This is a genomic window from Amycolatopsis sp. NPDC005961 (genome assembly GCF_040629235.1).
Lineage (GTDB): Bacteria > Actinomycetota > Actinomycetes > Mycobacteriales > Pseudonocardiaceae > Amycolatopsis > Amycolatopsis camponoti.
The window spans coordinates 43,720-60,757 of sequence record NZ_JBEXVF010000013.1; the positions used below are offsets into that span (position 1 = coordinate 43,720).

At 70.7% G+C, this 17,038-nt stretch carries 15 protein-coding genes; 8 read left to right on the plus strand and 7 right to left on the minus strand.

Features of this window, described 5'->3' with window-relative positions; genetic code table 11:
• Positions 1 to 16: 16 nt before the first annotated feature.
• From iolC to ABZ342_RS14545, 5 genes are read right to left on the minus strand one after another with little or no spacing between them, the layout of a single operon-like run.
• The gene (gene iolC / locus ABZ342_RS14525; RefSeq protein WP_360472842.1) at positions 17 to 946 is read right to left on the minus strand and encodes a 5-dehydro-2-deoxygluconokinase; all 930 of its coding nucleotides are present in this window, start codon (positions 944 to 946) and stop codon (positions 17 to 19) included.
• Entirely contained in the window at positions 943 to 1,722 is a 780-nt protein-coding gene (locus ABZ342_RS14530; protein WP_155545251.1) for an ATP-binding cassette domain-containing protein, read from the minus strand. Before ABZ342_RS14530 ends, iolC begins: the two co-directional genes overlap by 4 nt.
• Entirely contained in the window at positions 1,719 to 2,762 is a 1,044-nt protein-coding gene (locus ABZ342_RS14535) for an ABC transporter permease (RefSeq protein WP_155545252.1), read from the minus strand. Before ABZ342_RS14535 ends, ABZ342_RS14530 begins: the two co-directional genes overlap by 4 nt.
• Complete coding sequence (locus ABZ342_RS14540; protein ID WP_360472846.1) at positions 2,762 to 3,757, minus strand: sugar ABC transporter substrate-binding protein; 996 nt, start codon at positions 3,755 to 3,757, stop codon at positions 2,762 to 2,764. The genes ABZ342_RS14535 and ABZ342_RS14540 overlap by 1 nt, the downstream gene beginning before the upstream one ends.
• Before the next feature lie 24 nt (positions 3,758 to 3,781).
• Positions 3,782 to 4,660 carry a TIM barrel protein gene (locus tag ABZ342_RS14545; RefSeq protein ID WP_360472848.1) on the minus strand — a complete coding sequence of 293 codons (879 nt, stop codon included), beginning with the start codon at positions 4,658 to 4,660 and terminating at the stop codon, positions 3,782 to 3,784.
• A gap of 113 nt (positions 4,661 to 4,773) precedes the next feature.
• Between ABZ342_RS14545 and ABZ342_RS14550 the strand changes: the two genes are divergently transcribed.
• The gene (locus ABZ342_RS14550; RefSeq protein WP_360472851.1) at positions 4,774 to 5,793 is read left to right on the plus strand and encodes a LacI family DNA-binding transcriptional regulator; all 1,020 of its coding nucleotides are present in this window, start codon (positions 4,774 to 4,776) and stop codon (positions 5,791 to 5,793) included.
• Positions 5,790 to 6,788: a Gfo/Idh/MocA family oxidoreductase gene (locus ABZ342_RS14555; RefSeq protein WP_360472853.1), complete on the plus strand. Its 999-nt coding sequence runs from the start codon at positions 5,790 to 5,792 to the stop codon at positions 6,786 to 6,788. Before ABZ342_RS14550 ends, ABZ342_RS14555 begins: the two co-directional genes overlap by 4 nt.
• A gap of 1 nt (position 6,789) precedes the next feature.
• Here the strand turns inward: ABZ342_RS14555 and ABZ342_RS14560 are convergent, their stop codons facing one another.
• Together ABZ342_RS14560 and asnB are read right to left on the minus strand one after the other, a co-directional pair.
• The gene (locus ABZ342_RS14560; protein ID WP_360472856.1) at positions 6,790 to 7,089 is read right to left on the minus strand and encodes a hypothetical protein; all 300 of its coding nucleotides are present in this window, start codon (positions 7,087 to 7,089) and stop codon (positions 6,790 to 6,792) included.
• A 33-nt stretch (positions 7,090 to 7,122) separates the two neighbouring features.
• Positions 7,123 to 8,964 (minus strand): asparagine synthase (glutamine-hydrolyzing), encoded by a 1,842-nt coding sequence (asnB, locus tag ABZ342_RS14565; RefSeq protein WP_360472859.1) that lies wholly within the window; start codon positions 8,962 to 8,964, stop codon positions 7,123 to 7,125.
• Between the two features lie 398 nt (positions 8,965 to 9,362).
• On the opposite strand from asnB, the gene kdpF reads away from it, so the two are divergent.
• The 6 genes from kdpF to ABZ342_RS14595 are packed head-to-tail and all read left to right on the plus strand — an operon-like array spanning position 9,363 to position 17,018.
• Entirely contained in the window at positions 9,363 to 9,464 is a 102-nt protein-coding gene (gene kdpF, locus ABZ342_RS14570) for a K(+)-transporting ATPase subunit F (RefSeq protein WP_155545259.1), read from the plus strand.
• Positions 9,464 to 11,125 (plus strand): potassium-transporting ATPase subunit KdpA, encoded by a 1,662-nt coding sequence (kdpA, locus tag ABZ342_RS14575; protein ID WP_360472861.1) that lies wholly within the window; start codon positions 9,464 to 9,466, stop codon positions 11,123 to 11,125. Before kdpF ends, kdpA begins: the two co-directional genes overlap by 1 nt.
• Entirely contained in the window at positions 11,122 to 13,173 is a 2,052-nt protein-coding gene (gene kdpB / locus ABZ342_RS14580; protein ID WP_360472864.1) for a potassium-transporting ATPase subunit KdpB, read from the plus strand. Before kdpA ends, kdpB begins: the two co-directional genes overlap by 4 nt.
• Before the next feature lie 5 nt (positions 13,174 to 13,178).
• Positions 13,179 to 13,790, plus strand: a complete 612-nt coding sequence (locus tag ABZ342_RS14585; RefSeq protein WP_155545262.1) for a potassium-transporting ATPase subunit C — start codon at positions 13,179 to 13,181, stop codon at positions 13,788 to 13,790.
• 4 nt (positions 13,791 to 13,794) lie between these two features.
• A complete protein-coding gene (locus ABZ342_RS14590; protein WP_360472868.1) occupies positions 13,795 to 16,323 on the plus strand; it encodes a DUF4118 domain-containing protein in 2,529 nt (842 codons plus the stop codon).
• Positions 16,320 to 17,018 carry a response regulator gene (locus ABZ342_RS14595; protein WP_155545264.1) on the plus strand — a complete coding sequence of 233 codons (699 nt, stop codon included), beginning with the start codon at positions 16,320 to 16,322 and terminating at the stop codon, positions 17,016 to 17,018. Before ABZ342_RS14590 ends, ABZ342_RS14595 begins: the two co-directional genes overlap by 4 nt.
• The last annotated feature ends 20 nt before the right edge of the window (positions 17,019 to 17,038 follow it).

The window sequence follows — 17,038 nt, forward strand, 5'->3', positions numbered from 1 at the left end:
TGCTCGTCCGTGGGGATCACAGCAGCTCCTCGATCTCCCCGGCGGTGGGCATCGCGTCGGCGCAGGCCAGCCGGGACGCGACGAGCGCACCCGCGGCGTTCGCGTATCCCGCGAGGCGCACCGGGTCCCAGCCCGACAGCAGGCCGTGGATCAGGGCGCCGCCGAAGCCGTCGCCGGCGCCGAGCCCGCAGACGACCTCGACGCGTTGCGGCGGGACCGTCCACCGGCCTTCCGGCGTCGCCACGAGCACGCCGTCGGCGCCCTTCTTGATCACCGCCAGCCGCAGGCCGCGCTCGAGCATGCGGTCCGCGGCGGCGTCCGGGTCCGCCGTGCCGACGGCGACCTCCACCTCGGCGCGGTTGCCGACCGCGACCGTGACGTGGTCGAGCATCCCGCCGATCTCTTCCCGGGCCTGCTCGACCGAAGACCAGAACATCGGCCGGTAGTCGAGGTCCAGGACGGTGTGCTCGCGGCGACCCCGGGCTTCGAGGATCTTCCGCTGCGTGGCGCGGGCCGGCTCGGCGGAGACGCCGGTTCCGGTGACCCACAGCAGCGGCACCGACCCGACGACGTCCCACGGCACGTCGTCGTCGGTGAGCGTGAGGTCCGGGGCGAGGGGGGAGCGGTAGAACAGCAGCGGCGGGTCCGCGGGCGGGTTCAGCTCGCAGAACACCACCGGCGTCTGGAGGTCCGGCGAAGTGCCCACGAAAGCGGGCGAGACGCCGAAGCCGTCGAGGGCCTGCCGGACGTAGTCGCCGAAGCCGTCCGGGCCGACCTTGGTCAGCACCGCCGTGCGCCGGCCGAGCCGCGCGGCGGCGACCGCGACGTTGGTCGCGGTCCCGCCGAGCGACTTGGCGAACGTGCTGACGCCGGCCAGGGGGACGCCGCTCTGCTCCGGGTACAGGTCCACCCCGACCCGGCCCACGGTGAGCGCTTCGAGACTCACGCCTTCTCCACCTGCCGCAGCTCGTGCTCCAGCGCTTCCAGTTCCGCACCGCCCGCCATCTGCCGGGTCAGCTCGTTGATGTCGATGTCCTCCTTCTCGTAGGACCCGAGCGGCGCGCCCCGCTTGAGCAGCAGGAACCGGTCGGCGACCGGGTAGGCGTGGTGCGGGTTGTGCGTGATCAGCACGACGCCGAGCCCGCGGTCACGGGCCTGCGCGACGTACTTCAGCACCACCCCGGCCTGCTTGACGCCCAGCGCGGCGGTCGGCTCGTCGAGGATCAGCACCTTCGCGCCGAAGTAGACCGCCCGCGCGATCGCGACGCACTGGCGTTCACCGCCCGAGAGCGTCCCGACCGGCTGCTCGACGTCCCGCAGGTCGATGCCCATGTCGGACAGCGCCTGCTTGGTCGTCTCGCGGCCCTTCTTCCGGTCGAGCATCTTGAACGGGCCGAACCCGGTCGTCGGCTCGGAGCCGAGGAAGAAGTTCCGCCAGACGCTCATCAGCGGCACCACGGCGAGGTCCTGGTACACGGTCGCGATGCCGCGGTCGAGGGCCTCGCGCGGCGAGGCGAACCGGACCGGCTCGCCGTCCACGAAGAATTCGCCGCGGTCGTGCTGGTGCACCCCGGCGAGGATCTTGATGAGTGTGGACTTCCCGGCGCCGTTGTCGCCGAGCACGCAGGTCACCTCGCCCGCGTTGACCACAGTGGACACATCGCGCAGGGCGATGACGCTGCCGTACGTCTTCCCGATGTCCTTGACCTCGATGAGACTCATCGCCGGACCCTTTCCGCGCGGCGCCGGAATGCGTTGTTCACCAGGACCGCGGCCAGCAGCATGATGCCGAGGAACAGCATGAACCAGTCGCTGTTCCACTGCGCGAACACGATGCCCTGGCGCGCCATGCCGAAGATCAGCGCGCCGATCGCCGCGCCCACCGCCGAGCCGAACCCGCCGGTGAGCAGGCAGCCGCCGATCACCGCCGCGATGATGTACTGGAACTCGAGCCCGATGCCCTGGTTCGCCTGCACGCTGGCGAAGCGCAGGATGTTGATCGAGCCGACCAGCCACGCGCCGAGCGCGGTGCCCATGAACAGCAGGATCTTCGTGCGCACCACCGGCACGCCGACCGAGCGGGCCGACACCTGCGACCCGCCGACCGCGAAGATCCAGTTGCCGAACCGGGTCCGCACCAGCAGCCACGCGGCGATCGCCGTGACGACGACCCACCAGATGATCGACGACTGGAACTCGGTGCCGCCGATGCTGAACGTGGACGCGAACAGCCCGCCGGCCGACTCGTAGCCGCTGGTCGAGCGCATGCCGGAGATCTGGACGGTGTTGGTCACCCAGCGCGTCACGCCGAGGTTGAGCCCCTGCAGGGCGAGGAACGACCCCAGCGTGACGATGAAGCTGGGCAGGCCGGTCTTCATGACCAGCCAGCCGTTGAACGCGCCGACGCCGAGCGCGAAGGCGAGCGAGGCCAGCAGCGCGAGCCAGACGTTCCACCCGGCCTGAGTGGCCAGGATCGCCGTGACCAGCGACGTCGACGCCGTCATCACGCCGGCCGAGAGGTCGAACTCGCCGCCGACCATGAGCAGGGCGACCACGACGGCCATGATGCCCAGGGTGGAGGAGTCGTCGAGCCAGGTCGCCACGCCCAGCGGGCTGAGGAACTGGCTGGTGACGACGGAGAAGAAGACGAACACGAGCACGGCGCCGAGCAGCGCGCCGATCTCCGGCCGGACCACCAGGCGGTCGGTCAGGCTCTTCTTCGCGACTCGCTCGTCCGGGCGTTCCTGGATGGCTGCGGTCATCAGCGCGTGCCGCGTTGCGCGTACGGGGCGATGGTGTCGATGTTGGTCTTGTCGACGAAGCCCGGGCCGGTCTGCACCGGGTGGCCGCCGCCGATGGTGTTGCCGTTCTCCTTGTACAGCTTGAGGAACACGATCGGCAGGTAGCCCTGCTCGTACTGCTGCTGGTCGACGGCGAACAGGATCGTGCCGGCCTCGATGGCCGCGACGACGTCGGCGTTCAGGTCGAACGTGGCGACCTGCGCCTTGGAGCTCGCCTCCTTGGCCGCGTCCACCGCGCGGGCCGCGACCTGCGAGTTCAGCGCCAGCACCGCGTCGATCGACGGGTCGGACTGCAGCGCGCCGCGGATCCGGGCCTGCGCGTCGGTCGGGTTGGAGATGTCGACCTGCAGCGTGGTGACGTTGCCGAAGGCCTGCTTCGCGCCGTCGCAACGCTGGTTCTGGCCGATGTTGCCGGCCTCGTGGATGACGCACAGCAGCTTCGTCTTGCCGGCCGCCTTGAGGCGCTGGCCCGCGCCCTGGCCCGCGAGGCCCTCGCTCTGCCCGACGTGCGCGATCGCGCCGAACTGCGCGCTGGAGTCTTCGCCGGAGTTGATGGTGACGACCGGGATGCCGGCCTTGACCGCGTTCTGGATCGACGTCTGCAGGGCCTGCGGGTTCGCCATGGAGACGACGAGGCCGCCGACCTTCTGCGCGACAGCGTTGTCGATCAGCTTGGCCTGGTTGCCCGGGTCGCCGTCGGAGTAGTAGTCGACGCCGACGTTCAGGTCCTTGCCCGCCTGCTCGGCGCCGTTCTTCACGACGTTCCAGAAGGCGTCGCCGGCGCTGCCGTGGGTGACCACGGCGACCTTCAGCGGACCGCCCGTGCTCGGGGCCGCGGCGGACGGGGCGCTCGAGCTGCTGCTCGAGTTGTCGGCGCTGGGACCACTGCAGGCGGACAGGACCAGCCCGGCCGCGGCGATCGCCGCCACGCCGGCCAGCTTCTTGACAGAGAACACAGTCACTCCTTTGGGACCAGGGATTCAGAGGGAGTCGATGATCTTCGCGAGGTGGGCCAGGCTGCGCTCGGTGTCCCGCCGGGGTAGGTCGTCGGGGCTCTCCGCGCCGAGGGCGGTGTCCTGTTCGAGGACGTACCAGCCGTCGTAGCCGGCCGCCTGGACGGAGCGCACCATCGCCGCCACGTCCACGTCCCCCTCGCCGAGCGGGGTGTAGATGCCCCGCCCGACCGCGTCGGTGTAGCCGAGCCGCCCCGCGCGGACCTCCGCCGCGAGGTCTTCTCGGACGTCCTTCAGATGCACGTGCCCCACCCGTTCGGGATACCGCTGCGCCAGCTCGACCGGATCCGTCCCGCCGATCATCAGGTGCCCGGTGTCGAGGCACAAGCCGAGATCGGAATCGGCGAGGAAGCGCTCGACCTCGGCCTGCTGCTCCACGTGCGTCCCGACGTGCGGGTGCAGCACGGTGCGCAGGCCGAAGGCGCCTGCAACATGGCGGATCTTCCCGGCGGTTTCGACGAGCGTCGCCCATTCGGCGTCGGTGAGCTTCGGGCGTTCGTCGTAGCCGTCGAGCCCGGTCGCGGCGGCGAGCACGAGGACGTCGCCTCCGCAGGCGGCGAACAGTGCGGCGGACTCTTCGGCTTCCTTGAGGGCGTTTTCCTGGTCGGTGTGGAGGACGACGGCGAGGAAGCCGCCGACGAGCGTCAGGCCGTGGCTCCCGAGCAGCTCCCGCAGCTCGGCCGGATCGCGCGGGAGGTAATCGGGCGGCCCCAGCTCGGTCGCCTGGACACCGAGTTCCGCCATCTCGCCGAGCACGGTCGCCGCGTCCAGCACCCGGCCCCAGCCCGGGACTTCGCAGACGCCCCAGGAGATCGGGGCGGCGGCCACGCGGATCGTCGCTGTCACAAGGGGCCTCCGTTGGTCCGTTGGAGCGCTCTATTGATTAGAGCGCTCTAATCTTGTAGCGTCCGTCACAGCAAGTCAAGGCTGAGTTTCCGGTGATCAGGGGAGGTGCGGCCATGCGTCCGACCATGGAGGACGTCGCCGCGCGGGCGGGGGTTTCCCGCGCACTGGTCTCCCTGGTGATGAGGAATTCACCGAAGGTCTCCGACGCGCGCCGCGCGGCTGTGCTGCGTGCGGCCGAAGAACTCGGCTACCAGCCGCACGTGATGGCGCGCTCCCTGGCCAGCCGGACGTCCACCGTGCTCGGCGTGATGGTCAACGACCTGCGCAACGCCTTCTTCGCCGACGTCGTCGAGGGGCTGGACGCGGCCGCGCAGGCCGCGGGCTTCGACCTCGTGCTCAACACCGGCGGCCGCAGTCCCGCGCGCGAGGGGAACGCCTTGCGCAGCCTGCTTTCCTTCCGGCCGGCGGGGGTCATCCTGCTCTCGCCGGTCGTGCCCGCGTCGGCCATCGAAGCCGCGGCCCGGCAGTGCCCGGTGGTGCTCGTCTCGCGGACGTCGCGAGCGTCCGGTGTGGACACCGTGAACGACGACGGCGAAGCGGGGTCCGCGCTGGCCGTCGACCACCTCGCCGGCCTCGGGCACCGGCGCATCGCCCACCTCGACGGCGGCGGCGCGGCGGGGGCGTCCCAGCGCCGTCGCGGGTTCCAGGCGGCGATGCGGCGCCACGGCCTGGACCCGATCGTGGTGCGCAGCGAGCACACCGACACCGCGGGGGAGAAGTCCGTGCGGGAGCTGCTGGCGACGTACTCGCGGGCCGAGCTGCCGACGGGCTTGGTGGCGGGCAACGACTTCAACGCGGTCGGGGCGATCTCGGCCCTCGAAGAGGCGGGGCTGCGCGTGCCCGAGGACGTCTCGGTCGTCGGCTACGACAACACTTCCTTGGCCGCGTTGCGGCACCTCTCACTGACCACAGTGGACCAACCACGCACCGAGATGGGCCGGCTGGCCTTCGAAGCGCTGGTCGAACGCGTCCGCGGGGAGCGCACGGAGCCGGTCCGGCACCTGCTGCACCCGTCTTTGGTGGTCCGGGCGACCACCGCCGAGGTTCTAGGTACAGGAGGAGCACCACGATGAGGTTGGGACTGGCGGGCACCGGCCGGATCGGCACCGCGCACGCGGAGACGCTGAAGGGGTTCGACGAGGTGGAGTCGGTCGTCGTGGCCGACGTCGACCCCGCGCGAGCCGCTGCCGCGGCCGCGAAGCTCGGCGTCGAACCGGTTTCCCTCGACGAGCTGTTCGCCGCCGGGCTGGACGGCCTGGTCGTCACGGCGGCCACCGACGCGCACCCGGACCTGATCATCGCGGCGGTCGACGCGGGCATCCCGGTGTTCTGCGAAAAGCCGGTGGCGGCGGACATCCCCGGCACGCTGGCGGTGATCGACCGCATCGGCGCGTCGGACGTCCCGGTCCAGATCGGCTTCCAGCGCCGGTTCGACGCGGGCTACGCGGCGGCGCGGGCGGCGGTGGCGTCGGGCGAGCTGGGCTGGCTGCACACGCTGCGCGCGACGACGTTCGACCCGGCGCCCCCGCCGGCGGAGTACGTCGCCCATTCGGGTGGGCTGTTCCGCGACTGCGGCGTGCACGACTTCGACATCATCCGCTGGGTGAGCGGCCGCGAGGTGACCGAGGTGTACGCGATCGGCGCCAACCGCGGCGAGCAGTTCTTCGTGGAGGCGGGCGACGTGGACACGGCGGCGGCGACGCTGACCCTGGACGACGCCACGCTGGCGACGGTGTCCCTGACCCGCTACAACGGCGCGGGCTACGACGTGCGGCTGGAGGCGCTGGGCTCGGTGTCCGGCGTGGTGGTCGGCCTGGACGACCGGGCGCCGCTGCGATCGGTGGAGCCGGGGGTGCCCCCGCTGCCGGGTCCGGCGTACCCGGGGTTCATGGAGCGGTTCCGTCCGGCGTACACGACCGAGCTGAGGGCGTTCCTGGACGTCGTCGCGGGCCGGGCGCCCTCGCCGTGCGGTGCGGCGGACGCGCTGGAGGCGTTCTACATCGCGGAGGCGTGCGAGGTCTCCCGCCGGGAACGGCGTCCGGTGAAGCTGGCGGAGGTCCGGCGCTAGCTCAGCACCGGGCCGCCAGCCGCGGCAGGATCTCCGTCCGCACGTACTCCAGCGCGTCCCGCTCGGGGACGATGTGCGGCCCCTGCACCCACACGACGCCGTGCCGCACAGCCGCCGCCGTGACGCGCTCGCGCAGCGGGCCCACCACCCCCGCACCCAGCACCAACGCGTTCACCACCCCGAGCCGGGTCAGGACCGCCTCCTCCGAAACGACGCCGTCCGCGGTGAGACCCGCCGCGGACAGCGCCGCCGTCACCCTCGAGACCGTGGCCGGGTTGCGGCCGAACAGGAGCACCTTCATGCCCCCAGCTTCATACCTCGAGGGCGGTTGAGGTCAAGACAGTTCGAGCGTCGGCTGGTACATCTCGATCCAGTGGTACAGGTCGAGCAGCCGGTCCAGCCCGACCCGCGCCGCCGGGTTCATGGTCGCCGGGTCCACTTCGGACACCCGGTGCGCCCAGTTCTTGTCCACCAGGCCGAACACCGAGTGACCCGGCTCCGCCAAGACCTCCTTGACCTGCTGCTGCAACGCCGCCGCGTAGCCCGGGTCCTGCGTCGACGGGTACGGGCTCTTCACCCGCTGGGCCACCGACTCCGGCAGGACATGCTTCGTCGCGTGGCGCAGGAGGCTCTTCTCCCGCCCGTCGAACGTCTTCAGTGACCACGGCGTGTTGTACACGTACTCGACCAGCCGGTGGTCGCAGAACGGCACGCGGACCTCCAAGCCCACCGCCATCGACGCGCGGTCCTTGCGGTCGAGCAGCATCCGCACGAACCGGGTCAGGTGGAGGTTGCAGATCGCCCGCATCCGCGCCTCGCGCTCGGACTCGCCGTCCAGGTGGTCGACCGAACCGACCGCGGTCGCGTACTGGTCCGCGATGTAGGACTCCAGGTCCAGCTTCTGCCGCAGCTCGGTCGTGTACAGCGACGACCGGTCGTCCATCATCGACGTCCGGAACGCCAGCCACGGGAACGTGTCCGCGTTGACGGCCTTCTCGTCGTGGAACCAGCGGTAGCCGCCGAACACCTCGTCGGCCGACTCGCCCGACAGTGCCACCGTCGACTCGGCGCGGATCGCCTTGAACAGCAGGTAGAGCGACGTGTCCATGTCGCCGAGGCCGGCCGGGATGTCGCGCGCCTTCAGCACGGCGCGCCGCACCGCCGGGTCGCTCAGCTCGGCCGGGTTGAGCATGACGTTCTGGTGCGCCGACCCGACCAGCTCGGCGACGTCGCGGATGTACGGCGAGTCCGCGGTGTCGCGCATCTCGTCCGGCTTGAAGTTCTCCTCCTGGCCGAAGAAGTCGACGGAGAACGTCCGCAGCCGCTCGCCCTGCTCGGCGAGGTGGGGTGCGGCGAGGCCGGTGACGGCGCTGGAGTCCAGGCCGCCCGAAAGCAGCACGCAGCGCGGGACGTCCGCGACGAGCTGGCGGTGCACGATGTCGGTCATCAGCTCGCGCACGCGGGCGACCGTGGTCTCCTGGTCGTCGGTGTGCTGCTTCGCGTCCAGCTTCCAGTACGTGCGGGTCCGGACGCCCTCGCGGGACACGGTGACGATCGTGCCCGGCTGGACCTCCTCCATGCCCTTCCACAGCGACCAGCCGGGGCGCTTGGTGAACGCCATCAGCTCGCGCAGGCCGTCGGTGTCGACCACCTTGCTCGCCAGCGGGTTGGCCAGGATGGCCTTCGGCTCGGAGCCGAACAGGACGCCGTCGCGGGTCGGGTAGTAGTAGAACGGCTTGATGCCCATCCGGTCGCGGATCATGACGAGCCGGTCGTCGCGCTCGTCCCAGATCGCGAACGCGTACATGCCGTTGAGGTGGTCGACGACCTCGTCGCCCCACTGCAGGTAGCCGTGCAGGACGACCTCGGTGTCGCTGTCGGTCTCCCACTTGTGCCCGAGCTTCGTCAGCTCTTCCTTCAGCTCGGTGAAGTTGTAGGCCTCACCGCTGTAGACCATCGCGACGTCGCCGTTCGGCGTGTGGACGGACATCGGCTGCCGGCCGCCGGGCAGGTCGATGATGGCCAGCCGCCGGTGGCCGAGTGCGACGTGCTTGCGCACCCACGTGCCGACGTCGTCCGGGCCGCGGCAGGACATGGTCTCCGTCATGGCGTCGACCACGTCCTGGCGGCGGGTGAGGTCGGCGTCGTAGGAAACCCAGCCGGCGATACCGCACATGTGTACCCCTCCCAAGATTTGCTTAGCCGATACAACTATCGGTAACACAGGTGTAACACGGGCTGAAGATCTTGTCTGCCCGAATTGCACGTTCCGCACTTGTTCGGTCACGCGTTGTGTTGTGAGTCACTAACCCACTGCATTCCGTGATTAATCGGCAAACGTTTGCGTGATGGCCGCCACCGGCCATAAAGACGGCGTAAATGGGTGTCAGGAACGCATCAAGAGGCCGTCAGCCGCAGGTCGGGACGGGGTCCCGCAGCCGCAGAGTGAACGCGTCCGGTCACCGAACCCGGTGACCCGTCTTGAGAGGTGCCTGTGGCCGACTTGCTCTACGCCGTCCTGATGATCGGCGTGTTCGTGGTGCTCGCGCTGGCGCTGCGCGGGCTGGAGAAGCTGTGAGCGGCGCGGGAACCGTGGCCAACGTCGTCGGCGGACTGCTGGCGCTGGGCCTCCTCGTCTACCTCTTCGTCGCGCTGATCAAGCCGGAGAAATTCTGATGTCCGACACCGCGGCCGGGCTCATCCAGCTCGGCCTCCTCCTCGCCGCCCTCGCCGTGGTCTACAAGCCGCTCGGCGACTACCTGGCGCGCGTCTTCTCCACCGAAAAGCACTGGAAGCTCGAAAAGGGCCTCTACAAGCTCTTCCGCGTCAACCCCGACTCCGAGCAGCGGTGGCCGACCTACGCCGCGGGCGTGCTCGGCTTCTCGTTCGTCTCGGTCGTCCTGCTCTACCTGCTGCAGCGGCTGCAACCACTGCTGCCGTGGAGCCTGGGCCGCGGCTCGGTGAGCCCGGGCGTCGCGTTCAACACGGCGATTTCGTTCGTCACCAACACGAACTGGCAGTCCTACGTCCCCGAGACGACCATGGGCCACTTCGTGCAGATGGCCGGGCTGACCGTGCAGAACTTCCTGTCCGCCGGCGTCGGCCTGGCCGTGGCGATCGCGGTGACGCGCGGGTTCGTCCGGGCGAAGACCGACCGGCTCGGCAACTTCTGGGTGGACCTCACGCGCGGCACGGTCCGCGTCCTGCTGCCGATGGCGTTCGTCTTCGCGATCGTGCTGGTCGCGCTCGGCGTGGTGCAGAGCCTCAAGGCCGGTGTCGCCGTGACGAACCCGGACGGCAGCCAGAGCACGATCGCCCTCGCCCCGGCCGCGAGCCAGGAGGCCATAAAGGAGCTCGGCACCAACGGCGGCGGCATCCTCAACGCCAACTCAGCGCACCCGTTCGAGAACCCCACCGCCTGGACCAACCTGATCGAGCTGTTCCTGATCCTGGTGATCCCGGTCAGCCTGACCCGCACGTTCGGCAAGCTGGTCGGCAAGCCGAAGCAGGGGTACGTCCTGCTCGCCGTGATGAGCCTGCTCTGGGCCGCGTCGCTGGCGATCATCTGGTTCTCCGAAGCGAACGCGAACAACCCGGCGGCGCTGGCCGCGGGCGCGAGCATGGAAGGCAAGGAACAGCGGTTCGGCATCGGGTTGACGTCGATCTTCGCCGACACGACCACCGGCACGTCGACCGGCGCGATCAACGGCGCCCACGACAGCCTGTCGGGCCTCGGTGGCGGGGGACCGTTGCTCAACATGCTCTACGGAGAGATCTCGCCCGGCGGTGTCGGCACCGGCCTCTACGGCATCCTGGTCATGGCGATCATCGCGATGTTCCTGGCCGGCCTGATGGTCGGGCGCACGCCGGAGTACCTGGGCAAGAAGCTCGGCAAGCGCGAGGTCACCGCCGCGGCGATCGCGATGCTCGCGATGCCGACCGTGGTGCTCCTCGGCTCCGGGATCGCGCTGCTGCTGCCGGACACGGCGGGCGCGCTCGGCAACGGCGGCGCGCACGGCCTGTCCGAAATCCTCTACGGCTACGCGTCCACCGGCAACAACAACGGCAGCGCGTTCGGCGGCCTGACCGCGACGAGCGACTGGTTCCAGTCGTCGTTCGGCGTCGCCATGGCGATCGGCCGGTTCGTGCCGATCCTCGCCGTGCTCTGCCTGGCCGGTTCCCTGGCCGCGCAACGCAAGGTGCCCGAAACCGCGGGCACCCTGCCCACCACCGGGCCGCTGTTCGCCACCATGCTCACCGGCACGGTGGTGCTCGTCGCGGCCCTCACCTTCATCCCGGCGCTCGCGCTCGGGCCCATCGCGGAGGCACTCGCATGACCGTCACCGAAGAACGACCCCAGGTGACTCCCGCCACCGAGACCACGGGACGCGTCGGCGCCGGGGTGTTCAGCCCGCGCCAGCTCTGGACGTCGCTGCCCGACGCCTTCCGGAAGCTCAACCCCAAGCACCAGCTCGGCAACCCGGTGATGTTCGTGGTGTGGGTGGGTTCCGCGCTCACCACGGTCTTCGCGGTCACCGACCCGAGCGTGTTCACCATCCTGATCGCCGTCTGGCTCTGGTTCACGGTCCTCTTCGCGAACCTCGCCGAAGCCGTCGCCGAAGGGCGGGGCAAGGCGCAGGCGGAAAGCCTGCGGAAGTCGAAGAAGGAGACCGTCGCCCGCCGCCTCACGGCGAGCGGCTCGGAAGAACAGGTACCGGGCGTCGAGCTGAAGATCGGCGACCTGGTCGTCGTCGAGGCCGGTCAGGTGATCCCGGGTGACGGCGACGTCGTCGAGGGCATCGCGACCGTCGACGAGTCGGCCATCACCGGCGAGTCGGCCCCGGTCATCCGCGAGTCCGGCGGCGACCGCAGCGCCGTCACCGGCGGCACGACCGTGCTGAGCGACCGGGTCGTCGTCAAGATCACGACCAAGCCCGGCGAGTCCTTCGTGGACCGCATGATCGCGTTGGTGGAAGGCGCCTCGCGGCAGAAGACGCCGAATGAGATCGCGCTGACCATCCTGCTCTCGACGTTGACGATCATCTTCCTGCTCGCCGTCGTCGCGCTGCAGCCGATGGCCCGCTACTCCGGCAGCGAGCAGTCCGTGATCGTGCTGACCGCGCTCTTGGTCTGCCTGATCCCGACGACGATCGGCGCGCTGCTGAGCGCCATCGGCATCGCCGGGATGGACCGCCTGGTGCAGCGCAACGTCCTTGCGACCAGCGGCCGCGCGGTGGAGGCCGCCGGCGACGTCTCGACGCTGCTGCTCGACAAGACCGGCACGATCACCTTCGGCAACCGCCGGGCCACCGAGCTGATCCCGGTCGGATCGTCCACTCCGGACGAACTCGCGCGCGCCGCCCGGCTGGCCAGCCTGGCCGACGAAACCCCCGAAGGCCGCAGTGTCGTCGAGCTGACGTCGGACTACGCGAGCCAGGACGAGCACGGCGAGTTCGTCCCCTTCACCGCGCAGACGCGGATGTCGGGGCTCGACGTCGGCAACCGGCGGATTCGCAAGGGTGCCGCGAGCGCCGTCCGCGCCTGGGTGCGCGACAACGGCGGCGAGTTCCCCGACGAGACCGAGCGCGTGGTCGACGAGATCAGCGCTCAGGGCGGTACGCCGCTCGTCGTCGCCGAGGACGCCGTGGTGCGCGGCGTGATCCGCCTGTCCGACGTCGTCAAGCCCGGCATGAAGGAGCGGTTCAAGGAACTGCGCGCGATGGGCATCAAGACGGTGATGATCACCGGCGACAACCCGCTCACCGCCAAGGCCATCGCCGCGGACGCGGGCGTCGACGACTACCTCGCCGAGGCCAAGCCCGAAGACAAGATGGCGCTCATCAAGCAGGAGCAGGAGGGCGGCCGGCTGGTCGCGATGACCGGCGACGGCACCAACGACGCCCCGGCGCTCGCGCAGTCCGACGTCGGCGTCGCGATGAACACCGGCACGTCGGCCGCGAAGGAGGCCGGCAACATGGTCGACCTCGACAGCGACCCGACGAAGCTGATCGAGATCGTCGAGATCGGCAAGCAGCTGCTGATCACCCGCGGCGCGCTGACCACGTTCAGCGTCGCCAACGACCTCGCGAAGTACTTCGCGATCCTGCCCGCGATGTTCACCGGCATCTTCGCCCAGCTCGGCGCGCTCAACATCATGCACCTGGCCACGCCGAAGTCGGCGATCCTCTCCGCGGTCATCTTCAACGCGCTGATCATCGTCGTGCTCATCCCGCTGGCCCTGCGCGGCGTGCGGTACAAGCCGTCGTCGGCCTCGGCCCTGCTGCGCCGCAACCTGCTCGTCTACGGCCTCGGCGGCATCGTCAGCCCCTTCCTCGGGATCTGGCTGATCGACCTGCTCGTGCGCCTCATCCCTGGAATCGGGTGAACGTCGTGAACACTCTCGTCAAGCAGACCTGGGCCGGGCTGCGCGTGCTGGTCGTGCTGACCGTCCTGCTCGGTGTGCTCTACCCCCTCGCGGTGTGGGCGATCGCCCGCATCCCCGGCCTGGAGGGCAACGCCGAGGGCTCGGTCGTCACGCAGAACGGCCAGGCCGTCGGGTCGTCGCTGATCGGCGTCGACCCGGTGCCCGCCGACCCCGCGCACGACCCGTGGTTCCACAACCGGCCCTCGGCGCTCTCGAAGGACGCGCTCGGCCCCGGCGACCCGTCGACGTCCGGCGCGTCCAACAAGGGCCCGTACAACGAGGACCTCGTGAAGACCATCGGCGAGCGCAAGGACGCCATCGCGAAGCGCGAAGGCGTGTCACCCGGCCAGGTACCGCCGGACGCCGTCACCGCGTCCGGCTCGGGCCTCGACCCGGCGATCAGCGTCGCCTACGCCGATCTTCAAGCACAGCGCGTCGCGCGCGTCACCGGCTTGCCGCTCGACCGGGTGAAGCAGCTGATCGAAGCGAACACGAGCGGCGCGGGAATCGGGGTCCCGGGCGTGAATGTGCTCCAGCTCAACTTGGCCGTGCAAGCCGCGGCCGGAGGGGCACACTGACAGCGTGACCACTGAAGACGCCCCGAAGCCGCGCCGCGGGGAGCTGAGGATCTACCTCGGCGCGGCTCCGGGGGTCGGCAAGACCTTCGCCATGCTCGGCGAGGCGCGGCGGCGGCTCGACCGCGGCACCGACGTCGTCGTCGGGCTGGTCGAGACGCACGGCCGCGAGAAGACCGCGGTGCTCCTGGACGGCTTGGAGACGGTGCCGCGGCGGCACGCCGATCACCGCGGCCGCGAGTTCGACGAGATGGACCTCGACGCGATCCTCGCGCGGGCCCCGGAGGTCGCCGTCGTCGACGAGCTGGCCCACACGAACGTGCCGGGCTCGCGCAACGCCAAGCGCTGGCAGGACGTCGAGCAGCTCCTGGAGGCCGGCATCGACGTGCTGTCCACGGTCAACGTGCAGCACCTGCAGAGCCTCAACGACGTCGTCGAGCGCATCACCGGCGTCACCCAGCAGGAGACCGTGCCGGACGAGGTCGTCCGCCGCGCCGAGCAGCTCGAGCTGGTCGACATCACCCCGGAGGCGCTGCGGCGGCGGCTCGCCCACGGCAACGTCTACCCGGCCGAGCGGATCGACGCCGCGCTCGGCAACTACTTCCGCCCCGGCAACCTCACCGCGCTGCGCGAGCTGGCGCTCCTCTGGGTGGCCGACCAGGTCGACGTCGCGCTGCAGCGCTACCGCGCCGAGCAGCGGATCACCGACACGTGGGAGGCGCGCGAACGCGTCGTCGTCTCCATCACCGGCGGCGCGGAGAGCGAGACGCTCATCCGCCGCGCCAGCCGGATCGCCACCCGGGCCGGCGCCGAGCTGCAGGTCGTCCACATCCTGCGCGGCGACGGCCTGTCCGGGCTCGGCCCGGCCGCGATCGCCCGCTGCCGGACGCTGGCCGAGGAGGTCGGCGCGACCTTCCACACCGTCGTCGGCGACGACGTGCCGACCGCGCTGCTGGACTTCGCCCGCGGCGTCAACGCGACCCAGCTGGTGATCGGCACCTCGCGGCGTTCGCGCGTGGCGCGGCTGTTCGACGAGGGCATCGGGGCCGGCGTGGTCCGGCAGTCGGGGCCGATCGACGTCCACATGGTCACCCACGCCGAGGCGGGCGGGCGCTTGCGGGCGCGGCTGAGCGCGAGCCCGCTGGGGTTCTCGCGGCTGGTCGCGGGCTGGGTGCTCAGCGTCGTCCTGCCGGTGCTGGTGACCGTCGTCGGCTTCTTCATCCCGTCCGGGCTGGACTTCGCCACCGACGTCATCTCCTACGTGCTGGCGACCGTGGTCGTGGCGCTGGTCGGCGGCCTCGGACCGGCGCTGGTCGCGGCCGTGCTCGGCGCCGGGCTGCTCAACTTCTTCTTCACACCACCGCTGTACACGCTCAACGTGCACACCCCGCAGAACCTCGTGACGCTGATCGCGATGGTCGTGGTCGCGGTGCTCGTCGCGCTGGTCGTCGACCAGGCCGCGCGCCGGGCCACCCAGGCGGCGCGGGCGCGGACCGAGGCGGCGCTGCTCGCCTCCTACGCCCGGACCGTGCTCACCCACACCGACCCCATCGAACGGTTGCTGGAGAAGGTCCGCGAGAACTTCGCGCTGACGTCGGTGACGCTGCTGGAGAAGCAGGAAGGCGACTGGCATCGCGTGGCGGTCGCGGGGGAGCATCCGTGCGCCGACCCGGACGAGGCCGACGTGGACATCGCCGTCACCGCCGACGTCCACCTGACCCTGCGCGGGCGTGCTCTGCCGGCGGCCGACCGGCGGGTGCTGGAAGCCGTGGCCGGGCAGGCGTTGCTCTCCCTGCGTCAGCAGCGGGCGGCCGCCGCCGCGGCGCGCGCCGAGCGCAAGGCGGAGGCGACCGAGCTGCGCACGACGCTGCTGTCGGCCGTCGGACACGACCTGCGCACGCCGCTGACGTCGATCAAGGCGTCGATCGGCAGCCTGCGCGCGCCGGATCTGCGGCTGTCCGAAGAGGACACCGCCGAGCTGATGGAGGCCATCGAGCTGTCGGCCGACCGGCTGGCCGGGCTGATCGACAACCTCCTCGACTCGTCACGCCTGGCCACCGGGGCGGTGCAGCCGCTCCTGCGTCCGGTCGGCTACGACGAGGTCGTCGCGCACGCTTTGTCCAATGTGGACTCCTCGGACGCGGTGCGGGTGGCCGTGGACGACCAGCTCCCGGCGGTCCTCGCCGACCCCGGCCTGCTGGAACGCGTGGTGGCGAACGTGCTGGACAACGCCCTGCGGCACGGCGGGGCGCCGGTGTCGGCGCGGGCCAGCGCGCACTCCGGGCACGTCGAGCTGCGGATCGTCGACCACGGCAAGGGCCTGCGCAAGGGGACCGCGGACTCGGCGTTCGCGCCGTTCCAGCGTCTCGGCGGTGACCGGGACACGACGCCGGGCGTCGGGCTCGGCCTGTCCGTGGCGAAGGGGTTCACCGAAGCGATGGGCGGGACGATCCGCGCCGAGGACACGCCGGGCGGCGGCCTCACGGTCGTGATCTCCTTGCCGGAGCACAGCGTCACGTTCGAGGAGGTGCGATGAACGACCTGGGCGCCACCGTGCTGGTGGTCGACGACGAGCCGCAGATCGTGCGGGCGCTGCGGATCAACCTGAACGCCCGCGGCTACAAGGTGATCACCGCGCACGACGGCACGGCCGCGTTGAAAGCGGTGGCCGAGACCAAGCCGGACGTCGTGGTGCTCGACCTGGGGCTGCCGGACCTGGACGGGACCGAGGTGATCGCCGGCTTGCGCGGCTGGACGACGGTCCCGATCATCGTGCTGTCCGCCCGCGGCGACTCGGCCGACAAGGTCCAGGCCCTGGACGCGGGCGCGGACGACTACGTCACCAAGCCGTTCGGCATGGACGAGCTGCTGGCCCGGTTGCGGGCGGCGGTCCGCCGCTCGGCGGTGACGGGCGCGGACGACGTGGACGCGGTGGTGGAGACGGCGTCGTTCAGCGTCGACCTGGCCGCGAAGAAGGTCCGCCTGAGCGACGGCGACGAAGTCCACCTGACGAAGACCGAGTGGGGCGTGCTGGAGCTGCTGGTGCGCAACCGCGGGCGGCTGGTGGCGCAGAAGCAGCTGCTGCACGAGGTGTGGGGGCCGTCGTACGAGCGGGAGTCCCACTACCTGCGGGTGTACCTGGCCCAGCTGCGGCGCAAGCTGGAGCCGGAGCCTTCGCGGCCCCGGCACCTGCTCACCGAACCGGGCATGGGTTACCGCTTCGAGGTCTGACCCGCTGGGTACCCCACGTC

Coding starts and splice junctions, on each gene's coding strand:
- ABZ342_RS14555 (WP_360472853.1), top strand. CDS start 5,790: ATGAGGTTGGGACTGGCGGGCACCGGCCGGATCGGCACCGCGCACGCG.
- ABZ342_RS14535 (WP_155545252.1), bottom strand. CDS start 2,762: ATGACCGCAGCCATCCAGGAACGCCCGGACGAGCGAGTCGCGAAGAAG.
- kdpB (WP_360472864.1), top strand. CDS start 11,122: ATGACCGTCACCGAAGAACGACCCCAGGTGACTCCCGCCACCGAGACC.
- kdpA (WP_360472861.1), top strand. CDS start 9,464: ATGTCCGACACCGCGGCCGGGCTCATCCAGCTCGGCCTCCTCCTCGCC.
- ABZ342_RS14550 (WP_360472851.1), top strand. CDS start 4,774: ATGCGTCCGACCATGGAGGACGTCGCCGCGCGGGCGGGGGTTTCCCGC.
- asnB (WP_360472859.1), bottom strand. CDS start 8,964: ATGTGCGGTATCGCCGGCTGGGTTTCCTACGACGCCGACCTCACCCGC.
- ABZ342_RS14595 (WP_155545264.1), top strand. CDS start 16,320: ATGAACGACCTGGGCGCCACCGTGCTGGTGGTCGACGACGAGCCGCAG.
- ABZ342_RS14530 (WP_155545251.1), bottom strand. CDS start 1,722: ATGAGTCTCATCGAGGTCAAGGACATCGGGAAGACGTACGGCAGCGTC.
- ABZ342_RS14560 (WP_360472856.1), bottom strand. CDS start 7,089: ATGAAGGTGCTCCTGTTCGGCCGCAACCCGGCCACGGTCTCGAGGGTG.